Origin of the sequence: Paenisporosarcina quisquiliarum, from assembly GCF_027563315.1 — a bacterium.
Lineage (GTDB): Bacteria > Bacillota > Bacilli > Bacillales_A > Planococcaceae > Paenisporosarcina > Paenisporosarcina quisquiliarum.
This window is the reverse complement of the sequence record NZ_JAMKBJ010000001.1, coordinates 20,973-43,547: the sequence shown is the minus strand read 5'-3', so window position 1 is coordinate 43,547 and position 22,575 is coordinate 20,973. Positions and strand designations below refer to the sequence as shown.

Below are 22,575 nucleotides of genomic sequence, written 5' to 3'. Positions count from 1 at the left end.
TGGATGGTCATAAATTTTGTGAATCCTTTTATAATAATATTCGATAGTGCAGTATGAAAAACATACAAGGATACATTCTAACGAACATTTACGATAATGATGACGTCGAGGAGGATATATGAACATTCTTTTTTTATTAATTATCGTTTCCATCATTTTAATAATCGCTCTAGTAAGTACACTCTTTGTGACAAAAGAAAGTGACGCTGTTTATAGCAGTGAAAAAAGTATGAATTGGCTTGGATTAATGTATAGCGCATTAATTCCTGTAATAATCGTTGTAGCGTTGATTTTTTGGTTTTTAAATTAAATACCATTTGGAGATGTGAAATCGCACAGGAAAATGCTCCTGTGCGATTTTTCTTGTACTATTTAATTCCCTTGAGTCACCAAAAAAGTAATTTGACCATTTTCTTGCGACGAGTAATCGCAGGAGCAGGTCTTTCGAAGAATGAGACCTCAATTATGTGTTTTTCATACCTGGGGTCTCATTCGGAACATACTGCAAGAGCAATTGTAAAGATAAAACTATGCCATTAAACAGAGCTACTTAATCAATCCGGTCCCCATCCATTGCGCCGGACTGTTCCAAGTATGTGCGCAAATACTTCGTCTCTTCGCTTGTCCAAAATTCATCAGAAGAAATAAATTTTTCCGCATCTTGTCTGGCTGTTTCGAGTGCACGATAGTCATGGACCAGATCTGCCATCTTAAACTCGGGCATGCCGCTTTGTTTCCGACCGAAAAAGTCACCTGCGCCACGAAGTTCTAGGTCTTTTTCAGCGAGCTTGAATCCATCATTGGTTTCAGTCATCGACGTCATTCGTTCTTTTCCTTCTTCGGATTTCGGGTCTGCCAATAAGATACAGTAGGATTGCTCCGAGCCACGTCCTACACGTCCTCGTAATTGATGGAGTTGCGCCAAGCCAAAACGTTCCGCATCATAAATAACCATAAACGTTGCATTGGGCACATTCACGCCAACTTCCACAACTGTAGTGGATACGAGAACTTGAACTTCCCCTTCACTGAATGCCCGCATGACTTCATCTTTTTCAGTAGAGTGTAAGCGGCCGTGCATCAAACCAACCTTATATTTCTGATGGAAGATGGACGATAATTGTTCGTACACTTCCACTGCATTTTGCACATCCAACTTATCCGATTCTTCAATGAGCGGGCAAATAACATACGCTTGCCTGCCAGCTTGAAGTTCAATCACCATACGTTTTATGATTTGGTCAAACAGCTCCTTTTTCACCCAATGCGTTTCAATTTCTTTTCGCCCCGCCGGCATTTCGTCGATAATGGATACATCCATTTCACCAAATGCCGTAATAGCAAGTGTGCGAGGAATCGGTGTCGCCGTCATAAATAACACATCCGGACTCATGCCTTTATCCCTCAAAACACGGCGTTGTTCCACACCGAATCGATGTTGTTCATCCGTAATGACTAGACCCAGTTTTTTAAATTCCACGTCCGGCTGTATTAGTGCATGCGTTCCAATAAGCAAGTCGATTTCTCCATTTTGAAGTTGCTCCAGTAAAATCCTGCGTGCTTTTGTTTTAGTAGACCCTGTTAATAGCGCCATGCGAATTCCAAGTGGCGATAGCCAATCATGCAGGGATGCGGCATGTTGTTCTGCCAGAATTTCCGTCGGTGCCATCATGGCCCCCTGGTAACCTGCAGTAATTACTGCATATAAAGCAAGCGCTGCAACGACCGTTTTACCAGAACCAACATCACCTTGAAGCAAACGGTTCATTCGGTGAGGTTCTTTTAAATCTTTGCATATTTCATTGACGACCCGCTTTTGCGCATTCGTCAGTTCATAAGGTAACGCCGAAATTAGGTCTTTTAATTTCTGCACATCATATGCAATGGAAAGTCCTTTGTTTTGTTCTTTACGTGCTTTTTTTATAGCCTGCATTTTCAACTGGAACAGTAATAACTCTTCATAGACAAACCGCCTGCGCGCCTGTTTCACATGTTCGGCAGACTTAGGAAAGTGGATACCTTCTAGCGCTTCTTGTACAGGCAGAAGTTTATAAGCTTCCCTTAAATTTGAGGGTAGGCATTCTTCTAAGTCGTTTCCCACTTCTTCTAATGCCTGATGCATGAATTTACGGAATTTTTTTTGCTGAAGCGTCCCTTTCAAACTATACATCGGCTCAAAATCAACATTGTCAGTTTTAGGTCCTGGCGAGTAGTTCGACACACTGATCGCCTGACGACCACGATCCCATTTACCCGTTACGGTGATGATTTGACCACTAGTTATTTTGTTTTTCAAATAAGCCTGATTAAAAAAGACCACTTTAATTAAATGTGGTCCTACGAGAAGTCGGATTTGCAGACGCGATTTGTTTTTCCCTAAAAAAAGAACGGAAGGTTCGCTTTCGACCCTTCCCTCTACTGTAATTCTTTCGTTATGTGGTGTTTCTGCTATGTTTTTTAAACGGAAATCTTCATGACGATAAGGAAATGTCATGACCAAATCCTGCAAAGTAACAATGCCCATGTCATTCAGTGATTTTTCAGTTTCTCCACCAACGCCTTTTAAACTACTGACGGACTGATGCGTTTTATCAGACACCTTTTACAAATTCAGCACCGAAGATTCTTTCAGCTAGTGCTCTTCCTGTCGGTGTCGCAGCTAAACCGCCCTGCGCAGTTTCTTTTAAAGCTGTTGGCATTGTTTGACCAATTTTAAACATCGCATCAATCACTTCATCACATGGAATTCGGCTAGTCACTCCTGCCAGAGCCATATCTGCTGCAACCAAAGCGTTGGCAGCACCCATCGCATTTCGTTTAACACACGGAACTTCTACTAATCCAGCAACAGGATCACAGACTAGACCTAGCATATTCTTCATTGTTATCGCAAAAGCTTCCGAACTCTGCTGTGGAGTACCTCCAGCCATTTCAACAATAGCTGCCGCTGCCATCGCCGCCGCAGATCCTACTTCTGCCTGACATCCTCCTGCAGCTCCGGAAATAGATGCATTGTTCGCTACAACGAATCCAAAAGCTCCGGAAGTGAACAAGTAACGAATCATTTCTTCACGCGTAGGATTTAATTGATTTTGAACAGCAAATAATGTTCCAGGAACTACGCCGGCTGATCCTGCAGTCGGTGTTGCGCAAATCGTACCCATTGCGGCATTCACTTCGTTCGTCGCTACTGCTTTACTTACTGCATCAATCAATAGTGTTCCAGACAATGTATTGCCTTTTTTCATGTAGTTTTGAAGAAGCACTGCATCTCCTCCAGTTAAACCTGAAGTGGATTGAACACCTTTCAATCCTTTTTCCACTGCTTCTTCCATAACTGTTAAGTTTCGATCCATTTGATTCATGATCTCTTCACGGCTTCTTCGTGTGATTAACATCTCTTGTTCAATCATCAACTCAGAAATCAATTTATTTTCACTAGTCGCCAATTCAACCAATTCTCTTACATTACGAAATAAGACATTCATATCTATTACTCCTTTAATCTGCGATTTTCGTTACTTGTGTGATATATGGTAATTGAGAGATTTGCAGTAACACATGATCTTCAATTGGTTCATCCACCTCAATAACCATTAAAGCCATTTGACCTTGTTCTTTTCGGGAAACTTCCATATGGCCAATATTAATATTTTGTTCTGCCAAACAGCTGGCTACTTTTGCGATACTGCCTGGTTTATCATCATGTACAACCAAAATTGCCGAATGATTTCCAGATAATCGAAGCGGGAAACCATTTAATTCACTGATTTCGATTTTCCCTCCACCAATGGATATACCGATCAATTCCATTTCACCTGATTCATCGCCAATAACAAGTCGTGCTGTATTCGGATGTTCTGTATGACCGTTTTCAGGAATAAATTCAAACGTCATCCCGATATCGCGTGCAAGGTCAAACGACGTTTTAATGCGTTCATCAAACGTATCAAAACCAAGTAGTCCACCAATGATGGCGATGTCAGTTCCATGTCCTTTGTATGTTTCAGCAAATGATCCATATAAATAAATTTTAGCCCATTTCGGCTGTCTGCCAAATAACTCTCGAGTTACAAGACCAATTCTTGCAGCCCCAGCTGTATGTGAAGATGAAGGACCGATCATAACCGGTCCAATAATATCAAAGACTGATTTAAACTTCATTTTACTTAACCCCTTTGTTTCGAATTTCTACCTACAGTTTACAATATTAGAGAACATTAAACAAAAGTAATAGAATCCGCTTACATTAATGTGACAAGCCGTTTTTTGAGATGCCAGCCATCATAGTGCGCTCCTATAAAAAAGCAGTGAACCGAATTGATTCACTGCTTTTGTGTATTATTCTACTGAGATGATGTAGGGATACAATGGTTGTTTTCCATTATATACTTCTACATCCGCATGCGAGAATTTCTCCTCTACGAATGCAGCCAATTCATTGGCATCGTCTTCTGTAACATCTTCTCCATAGATGATTGTAATGATTTCTGCATCTTCATCAACCATGTCGTTAAGCAATGTTTGCGAAACTTCTTCTAGTGAAGGTGTGGCAAGAATAATCTTCCCTTCGGAAATTGCCATGAAATCATCCTTTTGGATTTCAACACCATCGATGGAAGTATCACGAACAGCAAACGTTACTTGACCAGTTTTGACGTGCGCATAGGCTTCAGTCATAGCCGCTTTGTTGTCTTCAACAGAAGCTTCTGGATTGAATGCCAATAACGCAGCCATTCCTTGAGGAACTGATTTAGTTGGAACAACAGCAGCTTCAATGCCCATTACTTCTGCAGCTTGCTCAGCCGCCATAATAATATTTTTGTTGTTTGGCAAAATAAGAACTCGTTCAGCACCTACAGCTTCAATCGCTTTAACGATATCTTCTGTAGAAGGGTTCATTGTTTGACCACCTTCAATGACAGCACTTGCTCCTACACTTTTAAGCAGTTCTGAAATCCCTGCGCCCATTGCGACGGTAACAACTGCATAAGGATGTTTTTTAGTTGGAGTAGAGATTGGTTGATCTTTCTTGTAATCATCCCCAACAATTTCAGCATGCTGTTGACGCATGTTTTCAATCTTGATTTTGATAAGATCACCGTATTTTTGTCCATAACTTAAACAGTTACCTGGTTGCTCCGAGTGAATATGTACCTTTGCAATTTCGTCATCGGAAATAACAAGCAATGAATCACCATACTGACTCAAGCCTTCACGGAAGTCATGTTCATTGAACGGATTTTCAGCTACTTTTTCTGGTATAAATTTCACCATAAATTCTGTACAATATCCAAATTCAATATCCGAAGTATCCATGAAGCCCTGAACATTTTTATGATGTTCCGCACTTACAAGATCATCCATCGAATAAGCAGACGTTTTTTCAGGTAATTTCTCGCCTTTCATGGAAGCGATGAATCCTTCATAAACATACACAAGACCTTGTCCACCAGAATCAACTACACCAACTTCTTTTAAAACAGGTAATAAATCAGGCGTGCGCGCTAAAGAAGCTTTTGCTTCTTTGAGCAACTCGTCCATTACAACAATGATATTGTCTTCTTGCTCGGCAACTTCTACCGCTTTTTTGGCAGAATCTTTTGCTACAGTCAAAATCGTTCCTTCCACAGGCTTCATAACTGCTTTGTAAGCCATATCCACGCCATGTTGGAATGCGTGGGCAAACTCTTTTGCACTCAAAGAAGATTTTGTTTCAACATCTTTTCCGAATCCACGGAAAAGTTGAGACAAAATAACGCCTGAGTTACCGCGAGCTCCCATTAATAATCCTTTTGAAAGTGCTTGTGCTGTTTTTCCAATATGATCAACTGCATGTGCTTCTGTTTCTTTTGCTCCAGAAGACATTGATAAGTTCATGTTCGTTCCCGTGTCACCATCGGGAACAGGAAAGACGTTTAGCGCATCCACATAATCTGCATTTTGAAATAGATGATGGGCACCCATTTTCACCATTTCTGCAAATTGAATTCCGTCTAAAGACTTCATATCCTACTTCCTCCTCTTATGGGTTCGTAACACGAACTCCTTGAACGTAAATATTTACTGATTTCACTGCAAGTCCTAATGTCTTATTTAAGGTGTATTTAACTTTTGATTGAACTTGATAAGCCACTTCTGACACTTTTGTGCCGTAGCTGATGATGATGTACATATCTATGTGAAGATCTTCGCCATTTTGGCGTACAAGTACACCTTTAGCAAAATTTTCTTTACGTAAAATATCTGTTAAACCATCTCTAATTTGATGTTTGGACGCCATTCCAACAATTCCATAACACTCAATTGCTGCTCCACCTGCAATTTGGGCAACGACGTCATTTGAAATATCAATTTGTCCGAATTCGTTTTTTAACTCAATTGACATAGAGTATACCTCCTTATAAGTCCTTTTTGACTACCCATTATTGTACTACACAATGTCCTTTAATAAAAGAAAACGTTAACAATCTCCTGCATTCCTCTGTAAAGGCTTTTTTCTTGAAAGGGGGGTGAAAACTTGTTGCAAAGAAAATTACTATGTGTTAAATTATTAAAGTATGTGAAATATCGAACTGAAAAAAATCTTTCAGCTTCTTTTTTGAGGAGGAAATAGTATGCCAAAAGTATGTGTAATTTCAGGGCGCAAAGCTCGTGCTGGTAACGCTCGTTCTCACGCAATGAACTCAACAAAACGTACTTGGGGAGCTAACCTACAAAAAGTTCGTATTCTTGTAGACGGTAAACCAAAACGTGTATGGGTTTCTGCGAGAGCATTGAAATCAGGAAAAGTTGAGCGCGTTTAATCGTGCCCATAAGTAATGCCAGACTGACATAAGTCAGTCTGGCATTTTTTCGTTCCTCTTCTTCGGTTTACCCTCTGTGTTCATCCAACCTAAACACATTCTTACAAACCCACTTACAAATTTCGGTAATCTAAACGTATAAACACGCATGCTGTCACTCCTTCTTATTGATCTGAGCTACGTATTAATAAACATATGCCAGATGTAAAGGAGATAGACCCGTGTTCGTCCAATACTTCATTACTTGTAAAGCGGGAATTGCCCATTTCAATTAATTCATCGCACACATTATATTTCATGCCAGTCAAAGTCACGTGCTCCACACTTCCTTGAAAAGCAAAAAAGGACACAAATGGAAACTGTTGATCCTTTGTTAACGGTGTAATACCAGGAGTCAACAGCTTCATTTCATTCCATTTGTTACGAATGGTAAATTGAATGGAAGGATTGTTCTTTTGAAAACGATATACACTATTGAGAACAGCCATGAAGTGATCCAGCCTGCCTCCTGTCACACCAGTCAATAAAATATGATCAGGATTGTAGTGTAAAGATTCAGCAATAGCTAAGTCCGTATCTGTTTCATTCTTTTCAGCGGGGGCAACTATTACTGATTCCACACGTTCATTTAACTCTGAAAGTTCACCCTGTGACAGAGAGTCAAAGTCACCTACAGCCACATTGGGTTGAATTCCTTCATTGAGTAAATAAATCGCACCTCTGTCGGCCCCGATAAAAATGACATCTTCCGAACTTCTGAACCGCTCAAAATTGGCTAATTCATCGATAGGACCACCCGCACAAATTACTGCAGTTCTCATCCGCGAATCGCTCGTTCGCCTGCTTCTTTAATTTCTTGCAATGCCGCAGTGCGATCTGTTTGGCTGTATATAGCTGAACCTGCTACAAAAATAGTTGCACCCGCTACTGCACAAGGAATAATGGTTTCAGCATTGATACCACCATCGATTTCAATTTCAATCTTCAGCCCTTTTTCTTTAATCATCGTAGAAAGCTGTTGCACTTTAGGCACTACTGAATGAATGAACTTTTGTCCGCCGAATCCTGGGTTTACTGTCATGAACAATACCATATCGATGTCTTCTAATACATGTTGAATCGTTTCTATAGGTGTATGTGGATTTAAAACAACACCTGGTTTAACGCCAAACGAGCGAATCAATTGAATGGTACGATGAAGGTGAGGACACGCTTCAACATGTACAGTAATGTAATCTGCACCTGCTTTTGCGAATGACTCAATATATAAATCTGGATTTTCAATCATTAAATGAACATCCAATGGCAAGTCAGTAACTGGTCTTAAAGCTTCGACAACAATGGGTCCCATCGTGATATTAGGGACAAAATGCCCGTCCATTACATCAATATGAATTAATTCTGCGCCTGCTTTTTCCACTTCTTTTACTTCTTCAGCCAATTTGGAAAAATTAGCAGCTAGGATTGATGGAGCAATTTTAATCATTTTAATACCTCGGCTTTCGCTCGTTTATTTCATCTAAAAACTTCACGTAATGTTTGTAGCGATAGTCTTTAATTTCTCCGGTTTTTAGCGCAGCAAGCACTGCACACTTCGGTTCACTGATGTGTAAGCACCCTCTGAATTTACAGCTCTCTGAAGCCTTACGGAACTCAGGAAAACAATCGGATAATTGCTCTTTATCGATCTCATCGAAATCAAATGAACTGAATCCAGGTGTATCCGCAAGCAAACCTTCGCATACTTCTACAAGCTCTACGTGCCGGGTCGTATGTTTTCCACGTCCAAGCGCTTCCGAAATAATGCCGGTCTTTAAATTCAAGGATGGCAACACGGTATTTAGCAGAGTAGACTTCCCTACACCCGATTGTCCTGCCAATACGCTGATTTTACCTTTCAGGATTGGGGCAATATTATCCACTAAATCCGTATCATCTTTGTATGTTTCAAGCATCTCATATCCTATTGCTCGATAATCATCCAAGTATGGCTGAATTTTACTCATCTCTTCTTCAGTAAGTAAATCTGTTTTCGTCAAACAAATAATCGGCTCTACATTAAATGACTCCACGACAACGAGAAAGCGATCCAGCAGTAATGGATTGAAATCGGGTTCAGTCAGGGAAAACACGAGCAAAGCTTGGTCAATGTTTGCAATAGGTGGTCGGACGAGTGCATTTTTACGTTCATGCACCACTGTTATGGTGCCGTCCGAGCCGCTTTCCACTTCATAATCGACAAAATCCCCAACTAACGGATTCACTCCACGATTTCTGAAAACCCCGCGTCCACGGCATTGTATAAATTTTTCTCCGTCCTGAACATAGTAAAATCCACTAAGTGCTTTTCGTATTTGACCTGTTGGCATTGTATTCCTCCCTATTCGAAGCTGTCGTACTCGATAATTTCGTCAAAAATTACTTTCGAGTCGACAATAATTCGATATGCTCCTTTTTGTCCTTCTTCAATTTCTAATTGAATTTGCTGCATTCTAGTTTCAGTCAGCACATATTCATCTACTGGTTCTGTGAGTGAGTGTGTTTGATCTTGTAAATAAATTCGCACAATCTGTTCAGTACCCGGAATATCTGGTTCATAAGGGATTTCTACTGAAGTCACATACGTTTTAATTTTTTTGGCGGCAGGACCTTTTGATAACACAATATCGATTGAACTACCTGGTTCTAGTTTCGTACCGGCAACAGGATCTTGTGAAATGACGAATCCTTCCGGTACTTCTTCCGAATACTCATCTTTAATGATATCAATATTAAACCCTGAGGATTTAGCATAGTCATTTAATGTTTTTTCATTGTATTGCCCTGTTAAATCAATCACGCTTTGCAACTCTGGTCCTTTACTTACAACGAAAATGAGGTCGGTCTCGTCAGGAATGACTTCCGAGTATTCAGATGGTCTTTGAGAAATAATACGGCCTTCTGGCATATCCGAGAATTCTTCATTTTCTTTGATGGACTTAAAGTTTTGAGATGCCAGCAATTCTTTTACTTCGTTAATATCACGCCCAACATAATCGGCAAGTGTAACCGACTCTTTCCCACTTGAAATAATGAATTCAATTTCAGTTGCTTCGTCACGAATTTTCCCTGCTTGCGGAATTGTCCTGATAACTTGACCTTCCTCAACTTCCTCAGAAGATTCCTGTGACTCTTTTCCTGCAACAAAACCTACTTCTTCGACCTTATCGATTGCTTCACTTAAAGGCAAGTTGGATACGTCTGGTACTTCTAGTTTTTCTGGACCGAAAAGTCCTGGAAATGCAATGACTATGACCAAACCTACGAGTAATAGTAATGACAGAATTCCCACAATCCATGGCCATTTTTTCTTTTTCTTTTTTTCTTCCTCGACTGGAGCCGCCAATGTCGATTCTTTCACAAGCGTTTTTGTCATTGATAAAGAATCGTAACTCGCATCTTTGATCACTGGCATTGCTTTTGTTGCCCCATCATCATCCAAAGGAATGGCGAAAGCTTTTTCGTTTGCACGTTCTTCAGATAAAACATTTTGCAAGTCACGTTGCATTTCTTCAACTGTTTGGTAACGATTACGAGGATCTTTTGCTGTCGCTTTCATGACCACATTTTCAAGACTTTGCGGAATGGAAGGGACAGTTGCCCGAACAGATGGCGTGTCCGTCTGTAAATGTTTTAATGCGATAGAAACGGCAGATTCTCCTGAGAATGGAAGCTTGCCTGTAAGCAATTCATACAGCACAATTCCAAGCGCATAAATATCCGATTTCTTTGTCGCCGTTCCTCCCCGAGCTTGTTCAGGGGATAAATAGTGAACGGTTCCCAGTACGGAATTGGTTTGCGTGAATGAAGTGGCACTCAAAGCCATCGCAATTCCAAAGTCCGTGATTTTCACATGGTGCGTTCCATCCATCAATATATTTTGTGGTTTAATATCACGATGAATAATTTGGTTTTGATGAGCATGTGCAATTGCAGACGTTAACTGCTTCATAATTTCTACCGCTTCACTTGGTGACAACGGCGCGGAATCGGTAATGTATTGCTTCAAGGTTTTCCCTTCTACAAACTCCATGACCAGATAATGCAAGTCCCCATCTTCACCTACATCGAAAATATTAACAATGTTCGGGTGAGTCAAACTGGTAGCAGAAAGTGCTTCACGCTGAAATCTTCGATGCAAATCGTCTTCATTGGAGAAGTCGTATCTCAAAACTTTTATGGCTACATCACGATCGAGAATCATGTCGTGTGCGAGGTATACATTGGACATGCCCCCTCCACCAATCATTTCGAGAACTTTATACCGTCCGCTGATTCTTTTGCCTAAGAGCATGTCTACACCTCCTCTTTCGTATTTGTAATTAAAACGAGAGAGATGTTATCTTCTCCACCTTTTTCATTCGCAAGATTCACTAAACGAGAGCCTTTTTCACCAACAGATAGGCTCGTGTTTAAAATGGTTGTCATTTCATCCATTGTTAATTTGTTACTTAATCCATCAGAACATAATAATAAATAAGAATATGTAGGGATTTGAAGTGAAATAAAGTCCGGTTCGATGTTTTTTTGCGTTCCTAATGATTTTGTAATCAAATTTTTTCTTGGATGACTTTCTGCTTCTTCTTCGCTAATTTCACCATTTTCAACTAAAACATTAACGAACGAGTGGTCTCTTGTTAATTGTTTCATTTTCCCCTCATGCCATTCGTAGGCGCGACTATCCCCAATATGACAAAGAACTTTCAGGGCTTTTGTTAAAACAACAGCCAAGAACGTAGTACCCATCCCTTGGCAATCCTCGTGTCTCAATGAATAATCGAAAATACTGCTATTGAGTTTCTTTACCGCTTGTAAAAACCATTCTTTGATAGATTCTTCCGATGAAAATTGTTCCAAGGCAGCGCTTTCAAAACATTCACCGATTTTTGTGATGGCCATCTCACTTGCGATATCGCCAGCATTGTGTCCGCCCATGCCATCAGCAATGACGGCTAAACGGACAAAATCCGATCGCACGAAAACGGCCGCGCGATCCTCATTCACCGATCTTTTTTTACCAATATCACTTAATACCGTGTACTTCATCAATGGTCACTCCGTTTCTTGTTGACGCTTCTTGACAAGAAGTAGTCTGCAAGTCGCATCAATATCAGAGCCGTGTTCACGACGGTTTCTAACTGGAAATCCGTAGCTGCATACGATTCATACTATAAAAATATGTTAGTATGCGTTACTTTACTTATTTATTTTCATTCAGTTGAAGGGAACTCTTTTTTCCGGAAAGCGGCTACAAAGAAACCATCGCTGTTGAAGTCCTGCGGGAAGATGTGAATCATGCCATTGCTTGTCAGGTGGTGGTAGGCTTCTGGAAGGACATTATCCAGTTTCTCGAGCATCATATCTTCATGATTGGCAAGAAAAGCTTGAACCGTTCCGTTATTCTCAACTTCGTCAATCGTACATGTACTGTAGACAATCAGTCCATTGGGTTTGATTAACTTGTATGCTTCGTCAAGCAAACGAATCTGGATATTATGCAATGAAGCAAAATCTTCCTGTTTCTTTGTATATTTAATATCTGGTTTTCGACGAATGACCCCTAAACCACTACACGGTGCATCCACTAAAATACGGTCAAACGATTGCTCATCATATTCATTAGTCAATTCACGGCTATCCCAGGTACGAGTCTCGATATTATTAAAACCTAAACGGGTAGCCTGATCGGCAATAAGTTTCACTTTATGTGGATGCAGATCTACAGATACCAGAGATCCTTGACTGTTCAACTTTTCAGCAATATGCATGGATTTTCCGCCTGGAGCCGCACACATATCAAGAACTCTTTGTCCGGGTTCAATCTGAAGTGCGTAAGTAGGAATCATGGAACTCTCATCTTGTATTGATACAGCTCCGTATTGATAAGCTTTCGTTTTAGCAACTTGCCCTTTTTCGATATGCAAGCATTCAGGTATCACTTCGCTTTGATGTGCCACAATTCCTTCATCTAATAACATATCGATTGCCTCTTCCACAGAAATACGCGTGGTGTTGACGCGTACGGTATGAGCTGGAGGAATATTGTTTTCAAAAGCCATCGTTTGCGCTTGTTCGAAACCAAATTGTTTCACCCATCGTTCAATCAGCCATAAAGGATGACTTGCTTCAATGGATAATCGCTCAAGAGGGTCTGCAATTTCTTCAGTAGCACGCACTCCTTGGCGTAAAATGCCTCTTAAAATACCATTCACTAAGCCGGCTGTTCCTTTGTGACTACGTTTCTTCGCAATTTCAACGGCTTCATTGACAGCTGCATGATTTGGGATTCGGTCCAAATAATGAATCTGGTAAAGCGACAGTCTTAATAACTGGCGAACCCAGTCATCCAGTTTTCCTTTAATAAACGGTTGTAGATAATAATCAAGCGTCATTTTATGCTGCAGTGTACCATAAGTAATCTCCGTCAATAATCCACGGTCTTTTGGTTCAATATCATATTTTTCGATGGTTTGATGAAGTAACAAATTACTGTAAGCTTGATTTTTTTCAATTGCCATCAAAATTGATAAAGCGGCGTCACGTACATTTCCGTTCCACATTCTATAACTTTTTGAGCTCATTCAAACTGATCCCCAATCTGTAATTTAGAACCAGTGCCTCGTAGAAATTCTTCTGCAGACATTTTTTTCTTTCCTGCTGGTTGTAATTCCGTAATTTCAAATGCTTGTTTATCTCCTGTTTGTACAATCAGTCGATCGACTTTCAATTCAACGACTGTACCTATCGGTTGTGAGTAGTTTTGTTCACTAGGTTGACCCCACCATATTTTCACGTTTTCCTGCTTCAAAGTGGTATAGGCAACCGGCCAAGGATTAAGACCACGTACGAGATTATAGATGTTCTGCGCTGATTGGCTCCAATCAATTCGTTCCTGTTCTCTCGAAATATTGCGAGCAAAAGTCACGAGACTTTCATCCTGAACAATTCGTTCATTCGATCCATTAAGAATGGTCGGTAATGTCTCTTTTAGTAAATCACGTCCAACAACACTCAATTTTTCAAATAGAATTCCCGTTGTATCAGTTTGTTCAATCGGTATCGCTTGTTGTGAAATTATGTCACCGGCATCCAGTTTCTGAGCCATATACATAATGGTCACACCAGTCTCTGTCTGACCATCGATGACAGCCTGATGAATCGGTGCTCCACCACGATAAGCAGGTAGTAAAGAGGCATGTACGTTCAGACAGCCATATTTTGGTGCATCAAGTATCTCTTTAGGAAGCAATTGACCAAATGCAGCCGTTACCACGATGTCAGGTTGCAAGGATAAAATTTCATCTAATTCCGGTGAGCCTTTCAGCTTTTCAGGCTGAATGACAGGCAGTCCAAGGCGTAATGCTTCTTTCTTAACCGGAGTTGGAGTCAATACTTTCTTACGACCAACTGGACGGTCAGGCTGAGTCACAACAGCTAGAATGGAATACCCTTCTTCATGTAACATCGTTAAAATCGGAACAGAGAATTCTGGCGTACCCATAAACACTAATGAGGTCAAATCAATTCCTCCTCATCAGCTTCAAGCTCGGATGGATCGACAACACGGAGGATCTTCGAATCAAATAGCACGCCATCTAAATGATCGATTTCATGTAAAATGGCTCTTGCTTCGTAATCTTCCGCTTCAAGTTCATACCATGTACCATCACGTTCTTGTGCTTTAATCTGCACAAAATACGGACGTTCAACTTCTCCATAAAGTTCTGGAAAACTTAGGCAGCCTTCAACTTCAATGGCTTCACCTTCCGTATCTATTACCTCAGGGTTGATCATTTCAATAATGTCTTCACCTTCCCCTAAGTCAACAATTGCAACTCGCAGGGAAACCCCCACTTGTGGAGCTGCTATGCCAATGCCATCTGAATCCAGCATCGTTTCGTACATATCGTCAAGTAATGTTGCAAGTTTTTCATCGAATTCCGTCACTTTTTTTGTCGGAGTGCTCAAGATTTCATTTGGATGTAATACGATTTTTCGGATTGTCAAGATTATTCCTCATTTCATTTACGCTTACATGATGGATGAAGGGTTCAAGTCTATGGACATTAAAATCCCTTTTTTCATCCAGTCTGTTCGGTACATACGCGTTAACTGCTGCAATACTTCCGGGAGCGTCGGTTCTTTTTTGTATTTTATCAAACATTGATAGCGATATCTATTTTGCAAACGACTGATTGATGATGCAGTCGGACCGATAATTTCTGATTGGTCCGTCAAATTATCACGGAGCCAATTTGCTGCTTTGTGTGCATATTCTGCAGTCATCAAAACATCTTCATGCGTGATTTGTATCAACACCACATACGTAAATGGTGGATATAAAAATTGTTTGCGATTCATCATTTCCTGGTTGTAAAAAGGAACAAAGTCATGATGTTGTGCAAATTGAATGGCATAGTGTTCAGGGGTATATGTTTGCACGATGACTTCTCCTGCTTTATCATGCCTGCCCGCTCGACCACTAACTTGCGTTAATAATTGAAACGTTTTTTCTGCAGCTCTGAAATCCGCCAAATGGAGCGTCGTATCAGCTGATAAGACACCGACTAAAGTAATATTGGGGAAATCAAGACCTTTAGCAATCATTTGTGTGCCGAGTAAAATATCAGCTTTCCCTTCTCCAAAAAGTTTCAGAATGTGTTCGTGAGACCCTTTTTTCCGGGTCGTATCCACATCCATCCGAAGGACCCTTGCCGCTGGAAACAGTCGGGCAATTTCTTCTTCCACTTTTTGAGTTCCAGTTCCAAAAAATCGTATATGTTCACTGCTACACTCAGGACAAGTATGAGGCACTTGTGACTCTTCACCACAATAGTGACATTTAATTTTTTCCTGATGACGATGATAGGTCATGGAAATATCGCAGTTAGGACATTCCACCACTGTGCCACAATCACGACAAAGGACAAAAGACGAGTGACCACGTCGATTTAGGAACAACACCATCTGTTCCTGCTTATCTAGTCGCACATTGATTGCTTCCGCCAGTTCCAATGAAAACATGGATCGGTTACCGTTTTTTAATTGTTCGCGCATATCGACAACAGACACTTCAGGCAAAGCTTGTTCTTTTGGTCTATTAGCCAGGGTAAGTAAGGTATAGTTCCCTTTTTTTGCACGTGCATACGATTCAAGGGAAGGAGTAGCACTTCCAAGAATTACTGGACAGTTGTGATATTCACTACGCCAGATTGCCACATCCCTTGCATGATAGCGAGGTGAATCATCCTGCTTATATGTTCCTTCATGTTCTTCATCCAAAATAATGATGCCGACATTTTGAAATGGAGCAAAAATCGCTGATCGTGCTCCCACAACAACTTTGACTTCTCCGCGCTTAATTTTTCGCCACTCATCGTATTTTTCTCCAGTAGATAAACCGCTGTGCAATACAGCTACAAGAGAACCAAAACGTTCCTTAAAGCGATTGGTCATTTGAGGAGTAAGCGAAATTTCAGGTACTAGAACGATAGCTTCTAGATCATCCAACAAAGCACGTTCGATCGCCTGCAAATAGACTTCTGTCTTCCCGCTTCCTGTAATACCATGAAGAAGAAATGTTTTAGCTTCCTGTTTATCATAAGAATCGATAATTTCACTAAGTGCGAGGTGTTGTTCATTAGTTAAAGCGAGTTTAGTCGTTTTATCCATTGTTCTGTCAGCATACGGATCACGATAAATTTCTTCCATTTGCAATGTTGCCGCACCTTTTTCGATTACAGCTTGCAAGACAGCATTGGTCGTACTGAGTTGTTTTAATAAATCAGCCGAGACAATCCGTTCGCCTGGATGATCCATCATCCATTTCACAACATCTTTTTGTTTCTTGGCTTGATTGGAAATGCTGTCATAGACCGTTTTCAAACGTTCAAGATCAGATTCAATGTGAATCATTCTCACTTTTTTAACAGCTGTTTTTTGTTTTATCGATGTTTCGAGCGACAAGATATCTTCTTTAACCAATTTTTTGATGAGGGAAAGCAATTCTTTAGATTCATCAACTTTCAGCTCGACATGTTCTCTCTGCTGAAACAATGCTTGTACACTTTGTGGAAGATCGACATTATGATCGACAATGCCCAGTATTTTTTCATATTTGGCACGTAAGGCTGAAGGCAACATGACTTGAAGTGCATCAATCTCGTAGCACAAAGTATGTCGTTTCAGCCACTTTGTCATTTCGAGCATTTCCTGCGTCAAAACCGGTTCAATATCGAGTAATTCACCAATCGGTTTCTGTTTATCTGTAGGGACATCCGTTTCACTTTTCAATGCGGTAACAAATCCAAGGACCTGTCGGTTACCAAAAGGAACTTTCACCCGACTGCCGCTTTCGATTAATTCACGATACTGTTCAGGAACCAGATAATCGAAAGGTCGATCAATCGGATAAGCCGCTACGTCAACAATGACTTCAGCGTACATACTGTAAATCTTCCTCATGAGCTAATATTGTTTCAAACAATTTGGTTGCCAATTGCTTTTTGGACATATTGTCAAAGTGATGTTCAAAATTATCTTTTCCAATCAAGACAACGGTATTGGTGTCTGTCCCAAACCCACTATCTTCTCTCGTGACATCATTAGCTACAATATAGTCCGCATTTTTCTTAGCAAGTTTTCCTTTTGCATACATCTCGACATCATTTGTTTCAGCTGCGAAACCAATCAAAAGTTGATGAGTCTTCTTTTGACCAAGTGTCATCAAAATATCGGTAGTACGTTCAAGTTCAAGGGTGGCGTCCCCTGCTTGTTTCTTCATTTTTTGTTCATGGACATACTTAGGACGGTAATCTGCCACTGCTGCTGTCTTCACAACTATATCTGCATCATCAAAATGATGTAACACAGCCTGCAACATACCTTCAGCACTTTCCACATGCTCAACAGTTACCCCTGATGGAATGGGCAATGAAACCGGACCAGAAACAAGTATCGTTTCTGCTCCAAGTTTATTAGCTGCTTCCGCGAGTGCATAACCCATTTTCCCTGAAGAAAAATTAGTCAAAAATCGAACTGGATCTATTCGCTCGCGTGTTGGACCTGCAGTAATCACGACTTTTTTGCCTTTCAAGGGCAATTCTTTCGGCTGAAAAAATGCGTCCACCAATGAGACGATTTTTTCCGGTTCTTCCAATCTACCTTTTCCTACATACCCACATGCCAGGAAGCCCTCAGACGGTTCAATAAATTCATAACCATCTGTTGCCAGCGTGGCAATATTTCGCTTCACTGCGGGGTGGTCATACATATGTACATTCATGGCTGGTGCAATCCAAACCTTGGCTGTTGTGGCAAGAAGAGTCGTCGTTAACATATCATCACCAATTCCATTGGCAAGTTTGCCAATGACGTTCGCAGTAGCAGGCGCAACAATGATTAAATCCGCCCAATCTGCCAGATTGATATGTGCGATGACATTTGAATCTTTTTCGTCAAATGTATCCGTGTATACATCGTTTCGTGACATTACCTGAAAGCTCAGTGGCTGCACAAACTTTGTGGCAGATTCGGTCATGATGACTTTGACATCCGCTCCTGCTTGCGACAACTTACTGACAAGGGCAACAGCTTTATAAACCGCAATACCACCAGCCACGCACAATAAGATCTTTTTGTTTGCTAGCATGAACAATCTCCCTTTCTCAAACAACAAACTCCCAAAGCATCTGACTGTCTAAGGGAGTTTTTTGGGTAATCATAGGTTTTAAATTTCGTCTTCGTAGATTGTTGCTTCGTCTTGAACTTCTTTAGTTAATGCACCTGATGCCACTTCTTCCAAAGCGCGTCCTACATATTTTAAAGATACGTATGAGTCAAGTCGCTCTCCGCCTTCCTCTTGTAATTGGCGAGCACGTTTTGAAGCTAAACTCACTAGTGAGTATTTTGAATCGATTTTGCTTTTTAATGAATCAACTGATGGATATAACATTAATATTCCCCTTCCAGCATAGCTAGGTATCTTTTTTCAACGCGTTCCCGACGGCAATGTTCGGCAGTAACAATGGCATTTACACGATCGCACGCCAGTTGCACTTCGTCATTTTCGACGACATAATCATACAAGTTCATCATTTCAAGTTCTTGTCGTGCTGCTAAAATTCGTGAAGCAATCACATCTTCTGTTTCTGTTCCACGACCTACCAGCCGCTGCTGCAATTCCGTCAGGCTTGGTGGAGCCAAGAAAATAAATAAGCCATCAGGTACTTTGGCGCGAACTTGCGATGCACCTTGCACTTCAATTTCCAGGAACACATCACGTCCTGCATCCAATGTCTCGTTCACATAGTCTAACGGAGTTCCATAATAATTCCCAACATAAGAAGCGTATTCTAATAAACGGCCTTCTCCGATTAGTTGTTCAAAATCCTCATGGGATTTAAAAAAATAATCGACACCATCGACTTCGCCTTCACGCGGCTTTCTTGTCGTCATTGAAATCGAATACTCATAATTTGTGTCAGGCTGTGAAAACAATTCTTTTCGCACAGTACCTTTTCCGACACCTGATGGCCCTGAAAGGACGATTAATAATCCACGTTCTTTTCGCATTAAATCCCTCTTTTTATCTATTCGGCTTGATCTATCACACGTGTCACCATGGTTTCTGCATGGACTGCGGATAAAACCACGTGTTCACTATCCATAACAAATATCGCGCGGGTTTTTTTACCATAAGTTGCGTCAATCAAAAACCCTTTGTCCCTTGCTTCTTGAATCATACGCTTAATCGGCGCCGATTCAGGCTGCAAGATGGAGATGATTCGTTCAACTGCTACCACACTGCCGTTTCCGATATTAATAAACTTAAGATTTGGCACAGTCGTTCCTCCTGTAGAGCTTCAACTTTCTTTGTTACACACTTAGCCAATTATATCACATTTCCTTTGGAAAATGATAAGATAGAGCAAAACGTTTTGAAAGAGGAATACTTATGGCATTTGATGGCTTATTTACAAAAGCAATGACGAACGAACTTCAACAATTGGTATCAGGGAGAATCTCGAAAATACATCAACCGAACTCACAAGAAATTGTGTTGCATATACGAGCGGCCGGAAAAAACAGCCGTCTACTCATTTCCATCCACCCTTCCTACTCACGCATTCATATTACGAATGAAGCGATTGATAATCCTTCTGAACCACCGATGTTTTGTATGTTATTACGAAAACATCTCGAAGGAGGATTCATTTCATCCATTACCCAACTCGAAATGGATCGCGTGATCATCTTACGCGTGGAAAGTAAAAATGAAATCGGCGATGATATGGTTCGAGAACTACATATTGAAATCATGGGCCGACACAGTAATGTCATATTGATTGATCCGGTACGAAATCTAATTTTGGATAGTTTAAAACATCTATCACCGTCTGTGAACAGCTATAGAACGATATTGCCAGGTCAACCGCATATTGCACCACCAAAACAAGATAAAGTGAATCCGTATGAAGTGGATGAAGCGTCGTTGAGTGCTCTGCTGGAAACAGATGATGTTTCAAAGACTATTCTTTCTCAGCTAGCTGGATTTTCTCCACTGCAGGCAAATGAACTCGCTTATCGTCTAACTGACAACAACCAGGACAAATTCGAAGTTTACCGAACATTTTTGGAAGAATTCAATCACTCTAGGCCCACAGGAACGTATGTGGAAACCGGCAATAAAGCGATTTTTTCTAGTAATAAACTTGTGCACATTGACGGTGAAACGATTCAGTTCGAATCACTTGGTCTGTTACTAGATAAAGTGTACTTTGCACGAGCGGAACGCGATCGTGTAAAACAGCAAGCTGGCGATCTGGAACGTTGGTTGCAAAATGAATTAGACAAGCTGAAATTAAAGATGAAGAAACTCGCAAAAGAAAAAGCAAACGCAGAAAAACTGGAGACCTTCCAACTTCATGGTGAACTGTTGATGGCCAATTTGTACACACTCGAAAAAGGAATGACGGAAGCACAAGTGGTGAATTATTATGATGAAGAAAATACTGTCATCACCATTCCATTGAGTCCGCGAAAAACACCGGTAGAAAACGCACAAAGTTTTTACACGAGATACAACAAAGCAAAAACCGCTTTATTGAAAACGCAACAACAGATGGACAAAACAAAAGACGATATCGATTATCTTGAAATGTTGCAACAACAAGTGCTGCAAGCATCTCCACAGGATATCGAAGAAATACGCGAAGAACTTGCCGAACAAGGTTGGATGAAAGCGCGTATATCGAAAAAGAAAAAGAAAGTCGTAAAACCGACACCTGAAAATTTCGTATCCTCTAAAGGATTGCCAATTTCTGTAGGAAAAAATAACAAGCAAAATGATTATTTAACATTTAAAATCGCAAATAAGTCGCAAACTTGGTTCCACACAAAAGATATTCCTGGATCCCATGTCGTGATTCACGACAATGATCCGGATGAAACGTCCATTCTGGAGGCTGCAGGATTAGCAGCTTATTTCAGTAAAGCACGTGATTCTTCATCCGTTCCGGTGGATTATACCGAAGTACGCCATGTCAAAAAACCGAACGGCTCAAAACCTGGTTTCGTCATTTATTTTGAACAGAAGACGGTATTTGTAACACCGAGTGAAGATTTAGTGAGGAAACTTCGGAAATGAAATACACGAAAGCCATCCAGGAAATAAATGTTGGATGGCTCAGACTGTAGACAAACTATAAAATGATTGAATACAACTGCATACTATTGTAAAAGTACCAATGCAAAAAATGTTGATTTCCTTTGCGGCGGACGCGTTTCGCGGGCACGGCTTCAGTCTCCTCGTCACTACGTTCCTGCGGGGCCTTCAGCTCGTGCTGTTCCCGCTGAAGTCGCCGCCTTCACTCCAATCAACAGAAAGCGCTTATGTCAGCGTGTTTCTGCAAACTATGTATATAGGTAAGTGGTCGGCTATTTCTGAAGACTCCTGCGGAAAAAACGGAACAAGCTAGACCCCGCAGGCAACGAATTGTGCACAATTCGTTTGCGACGAGTAATCGCAGGAGCATGACAAAGGAACGGAGGCTAGAACGCCACCTCGTGTGGCAACGCCTCCATGACCAACATCCTTTTGGCCCGAGGCTAGCGTTTCGTCCGCGGAAAGCGAAAGAAATAGCCGACCACCTTCTTTTTCGATCGAGTGCAAAAAATATGAATACGATTTTATATACTGTTGTATTAATTAATATTCTTATGTCATCAGTCTAAGCCATCCAGCAAATGTTGGATGGCTTTTTATGATAAATATTTTTTAAAAAACACCATTCTGTAGTGTATGATAAGAACGTAAAATTGGAACCGTTGAAAGTGGGTAGTGCTCATGTTTCTAACACTATTTTTTTATATAATGGCCCCTTTGCTTGCTATTAACTTTGCAAGAGCAGGGGTTTTTATGATAAATGGAAAATTTATTGAGGAAGTAGAAGATATTTTAGAGAAGAACAGTAAATTTCGCTATCTAAATTCAATTTTCATTTTTGGGATTTTTGTTATACTTTTTAAAATGGTTTTCCCTCTGAAAGCAGCTAATGTGTTAATCAAAATTTTTTATTTAATACTGGGAATCTTCTTGGTAATATTAGCATTTTTAATGATGTATATCATCATCGCTGAAGGGAATTCAATTATTTCAGAAGTCAGAAAAGATATGTAAAAATAGGATGCCTGTGTGCAAAAAGTGCACTGGCATCCTATTTATTTATTT

The 22,575-nt window shown here is 40.6% G+C and carries 23 protein-coding genes; 4 read left to right on the top strand and 19 right to left on the bottom strand.

Features of this window, described 5'->3' with window-relative positions; genetic code table 11:
• The first annotated feature begins 118 nt into the window (after positions 1 to 118).
• Entirely contained in the window at positions 119 to 310 is a 192-nt protein-coding gene (locus tag M9R32_RS00210) for a BshB3 potential contributor to bacillithiol synthesis (RefSeq protein ID WP_269924733.1), read from the top strand.
• A 240-nt stretch (positions 311 to 550) separates the two neighbouring features.
• On the opposite strand, the gene recG is transcribed toward M9R32_RS00210, so the two are convergent.
• From recG to M9R32_RS00185, 5 genes are all read right to left on the bottom strand, one after another.
• On the bottom strand, positions 551 to 2,599 hold the full coding sequence (gene recG, locus M9R32_RS00205; protein WP_269924732.1) for an ATP-dependent DNA helicase RecG: 2,049 nt from the start codon (positions 2,597 to 2,599) through the stop codon (positions 551 to 553).
• Complete coding sequence (gene sdaAA, locus M9R32_RS00200; RefSeq protein ID WP_269924731.1) at positions 2,592 to 3,488, bottom strand: L-serine ammonia-lyase, iron-sulfur-dependent, subunit alpha; 897 nt, start codon at positions 3,486 to 3,488, stop codon at positions 2,592 to 2,594. Before sdaAA ends, recG begins: the two co-directional genes overlap by 8 nt.
• Before the next feature lie 13 nt (positions 3,489 to 3,501).
• Positions 3,502 to 4,164, bottom strand: coding sequence for an L-serine ammonia-lyase, iron-sulfur-dependent subunit beta (gene sdaAB / locus M9R32_RS00195; RefSeq protein WP_269924730.1), 663 nt, complete (start codon positions 4,162 to 4,164; stop codon positions 3,502 to 3,504).
• Positions 4,165 to 4,341: 177 nt separating this feature from the next.
• The gene (locus tag M9R32_RS00190; RefSeq protein WP_269924729.1) at positions 4,342 to 6,009 is read right to left on the bottom strand and encodes a DAK2 domain-containing protein; all 1,668 of its coding nucleotides are present in this window, start codon (positions 6,007 to 6,009) and stop codon (positions 4,342 to 4,344) included.
• 16 nt (positions 6,010 to 6,025) lie between these two features.
• Positions 6,026 to 6,388 (bottom strand): Asp23/Gls24 family envelope stress response protein, encoded by a 363-nt coding sequence (locus M9R32_RS00185; protein WP_269924728.1) that lies wholly within the window; start codon positions 6,386 to 6,388, stop codon positions 6,026 to 6,028.
• A 229-nt stretch (positions 6,389 to 6,617) separates the two neighbouring features.
• On the opposite strand from M9R32_RS00185, the gene rpmB reads away from it, so the two are divergent.
• Positions 6,618 to 6,806 (top strand): 50S ribosomal protein L28, encoded by a 189-nt coding sequence (rpmB, locus tag M9R32_RS00180; protein WP_016427726.1) that lies wholly within the window; start codon positions 6,618 to 6,620, stop codon positions 6,804 to 6,806.
• Between the two features lie 33 nt (positions 6,807 to 6,839).
• Here the strand turns inward: rpmB and spoVM are convergent, their stop codons facing one another.
• The 14 genes from spoVM to M9R32_RS00110 form a co-directional block, all read right to left on the bottom strand.
• Complete coding sequence (gene spoVM, locus M9R32_RS00175; protein ID WP_269924727.1) at positions 6,840 to 6,956, bottom strand: stage V sporulation protein SpoVM; 117 nt, start codon at positions 6,954 to 6,956, stop codon at positions 6,840 to 6,842.
• A gap of 14 nt (positions 6,957 to 6,970) precedes the next feature.
• A complete protein-coding gene (locus M9R32_RS00170) occupies positions 6,971 to 7,627 on the bottom strand; it encodes a thiamine diphosphokinase (RefSeq protein ID WP_269924726.1) in 657 nt (218 codons plus the stop codon).
• Positions 7,624 to 8,292: a ribulose-phosphate 3-epimerase gene (rpe, locus tag M9R32_RS00165; protein ID WP_269924725.1), complete on the bottom strand. Its 669-nt coding sequence runs from the start codon at positions 8,290 to 8,292 to the stop codon at positions 7,624 to 7,626. Before rpe ends, M9R32_RS00170 begins: the two co-directional genes overlap by 4 nt.
• Before the next feature lies 1 nt (position 8,293).
• Positions 8,294 to 9,175 carry a ribosome small subunit-dependent GTPase A gene (rsgA, locus tag M9R32_RS00160; protein WP_269924724.1) on the bottom strand — a complete coding sequence of 294 codons (882 nt, stop codon included), beginning with the start codon at positions 9,173 to 9,175 and terminating at the stop codon, positions 8,294 to 8,296.
• A gap of 11 nt (positions 9,176 to 9,186) precedes the next feature.
• Entirely contained in the window at positions 9,187 to 11,139 is a 1,953-nt protein-coding gene (gene pknB / locus M9R32_RS00155; protein ID WP_269924723.1) for a Stk1 family PASTA domain-containing Ser/Thr kinase, read from the bottom strand.
• Positions 11,140 to 11,141: 2 nt separating this feature from the next.
• On the bottom strand, positions 11,142 to 11,891 hold the full coding sequence (locus M9R32_RS00150; RefSeq protein ID WP_269924722.1) for a Stp1/IreP family PP2C-type Ser/Thr phosphatase: 750 nt from the start codon (positions 11,889 to 11,891) through the stop codon (positions 11,142 to 11,144).
• A 164-nt stretch (positions 11,892 to 12,055) separates the two neighbouring features.
• Positions 12,056 to 13,426: a 16S rRNA (cytosine(967)-C(5))-methyltransferase RsmB gene (rsmB, locus tag M9R32_RS00145; protein ID WP_269924721.1), complete on the bottom strand. Its 1,371-nt coding sequence runs from the start codon at positions 13,424 to 13,426 to the stop codon at positions 12,056 to 12,058.
• Positions 13,423 to 14,364: a methionyl-tRNA formyltransferase gene (gene fmt / locus M9R32_RS00140; protein WP_269924720.1), complete on the bottom strand. Its 942-nt coding sequence runs from the start codon at positions 14,362 to 14,364 to the stop codon at positions 13,423 to 13,425. The genes rsmB and fmt overlap by 4 nt, the downstream gene beginning before the upstream one ends.
• Complete coding sequence (gene def, locus M9R32_RS00135; protein WP_269924719.1) at positions 14,361 to 14,852, bottom strand: peptide deformylase; 492 nt, start codon at positions 14,850 to 14,852, stop codon at positions 14,361 to 14,363. The genes fmt and def overlap by 4 nt, the downstream gene beginning before the upstream one ends.
• Positions 14,853 to 14,876: 24 nt before the next feature.
• A complete protein-coding gene (gene priA, locus M9R32_RS00130; protein ID WP_269924718.1) occupies positions 14,877 to 17,291 on the bottom strand; it encodes a primosomal protein N' in 2,415 nt (804 codons plus the stop codon).
• Positions 17,281 to 18,495, bottom strand: a complete 1,215-nt coding sequence (coaBC, locus tag M9R32_RS00125) for a bifunctional phosphopantothenoylcysteine decarboxylase/phosphopantothenate--cysteine ligase CoaBC (RefSeq protein WP_269924717.1) — start codon at positions 18,493 to 18,495, stop codon at positions 17,281 to 17,283. Before coaBC ends, priA begins: the two co-directional genes overlap by 11 nt.
• 78 nt (positions 18,496 to 18,573) lie before the next feature.
• Positions 18,574 to 18,798 carry a DNA-directed RNA polymerase subunit omega gene (gene rpoZ, locus M9R32_RS00120; protein WP_269924716.1) on the bottom strand — a complete coding sequence of 75 codons (225 nt, stop codon included), beginning with the start codon at positions 18,796 to 18,798 and terminating at the stop codon, positions 18,574 to 18,576.
• Positions 18,798 to 19,418 carry a guanylate kinase gene (gene gmk / locus M9R32_RS00115; RefSeq protein WP_269924715.1) on the bottom strand — a complete coding sequence of 207 codons (621 nt, stop codon included), beginning with the start codon at positions 19,416 to 19,418 and terminating at the stop codon, positions 18,798 to 18,800. Before gmk ends, rpoZ begins: the two co-directional genes overlap by 1 nt.
• A gap of 17 nt (positions 19,419 to 19,435) precedes the next feature.
• Positions 19,436 to 19,687, bottom strand: a complete 252-nt coding sequence (locus M9R32_RS00110) for a DUF370 domain-containing protein (protein ID WP_269924714.1) — start codon at positions 19,685 to 19,687, stop codon at positions 19,436 to 19,438.
• Positions 19,688 to 19,800: 113 nt separating this feature from the next.
• On the opposite strand from M9R32_RS00110, the gene M9R32_RS00105 reads away from it, so the two are divergent.
• Both M9R32_RS00105 and M9R32_RS00100 read left to right on the top strand, forming a co-directional pair.
• Positions 19,801 to 21,492, top strand: a complete 1,692-nt coding sequence (locus M9R32_RS00105; RefSeq protein WP_269924713.1) for an Rqc2 family fibronectin-binding protein — start codon at positions 19,801 to 19,803, stop codon at positions 21,490 to 21,492.
• Positions 21,493 to 22,191: 699 nt separating this feature from the next.
• Positions 22,192 to 22,524, top strand: a complete 333-nt coding sequence (locus M9R32_RS00100; protein ID WP_269924712.1) for a hypothetical protein — start codon at positions 22,192 to 22,194, stop codon at positions 22,522 to 22,524.
• Positions 22,525 to 22,575 lie beyond the last annotated feature (51 nt).

Coding starts and splice junctions, on each gene's coding strand:
- M9R32_RS00190 (WP_269924729.1), bottom strand. CDS start 6,009: ATGAAGTCTTTAGACGGAATTCAATTTGCAGAAATGGTGAAAATGGGT.
- M9R32_RS00185 (WP_269924728.1), bottom strand. CDS start 6,388: ATGTCAATTGAGTTAAAAAACGAATTCGGACAAATTGATATTTCAAAT.
- rpmB (WP_016427726.1), top strand. CDS start 6,618: ATGCCAAAAGTATGTGTAATTTCAGGGCGCAAAGCTCGTGCTGGTAAC.
- M9R32_RS00170 (WP_269924726.1), bottom strand. CDS start 7,627: ATGAGAACTGCAGTAATTTGTGCGGGTGGTCCTATCGATGAATTAGCC.
- rpoZ (WP_269924716.1), bottom strand. CDS start 18,798: ATGTTATATCCATCAGTTGATTCATTAAAAAGCAAAATCGATTCAAAA.
- coaBC (WP_269924717.1), bottom strand. CDS start 18,495: ATGCTAGCAAACAAAAAGATCTTATTGTGCGTGGCTGGTGGTATTGCG.
- priA (WP_269924718.1), bottom strand. CDS start 17,291: ATGTACGCTGAAGTCATTGTTGACGTAGCGGCTTATCCGATTGATCGA.
- spoVM (WP_269924727.1), bottom strand. CDS start 6,956: ATGCGTGTTTATACGTTTAGATTACCGAAATTTGTAAGTGGGTTTGTA.
- rsmB (WP_269924721.1), bottom strand. CDS start 13,426: ATGAGCTCAAAAAGTTATAGAATGTGGAACGGAAATGTACGTGACGCC.
- pknB (WP_269924723.1), bottom strand. CDS start 11,139: ATGCTCTTAGGCAAAAGAATCAGCGGACGGTATAAAGTTCTCGAAATG.
- rsgA (WP_269924724.1), bottom strand. CDS start 9,175: ATGCCAACAGGTCAAATACGAAAAGCACTTAGTGGATTTTACTATGTT.
- M9R32_RS00105 (WP_269924713.1), top strand. CDS start 19,801: ATGGCATTTGATGGCTTATTTACAAAAGCAATGACGAACGAACTTCAA.
- gmk (WP_269924715.1), bottom strand. CDS start 19,418: ATGCGAAAAGAACGTGGATTATTAATCGTCCTTTCAGGGCCATCAGGT.
- rpe (WP_269924725.1), bottom strand. CDS start 8,292: ATGATTAAAATTGCTCCATCAATCCTAGCTGCTAATTTTTCCAAATTG.
- sdaAB (WP_269924730.1), bottom strand. CDS start 4,164: ATGAAGTTTAAATCAGTCTTTGATATTATTGGACCGGTTATGATCGGT.
- M9R32_RS00210 (WP_269924733.1), top strand. CDS start 119: ATGAACATTCTTTTTTTATTAATTATCGTTTCCATCATTTTAATAATC.
- sdaAA (WP_269924731.1), bottom strand. CDS start 3,488: ATGAATGTCTTATTTCGTAATGTAAGAGAATTGGTTGAATTGGCGACT.
- M9R32_RS00100 (WP_269924712.1), top strand. CDS start 22,192: ATGTTTCTAACACTATTTTTTTATATAATGGCCCCTTTGCTTGCTATT.
- M9R32_RS00150 (WP_269924722.1), bottom strand. CDS start 11,891: ATGAAGTACACGGTATTAAGTGATATTGGTAAAAAAAGATCGGTGAAT.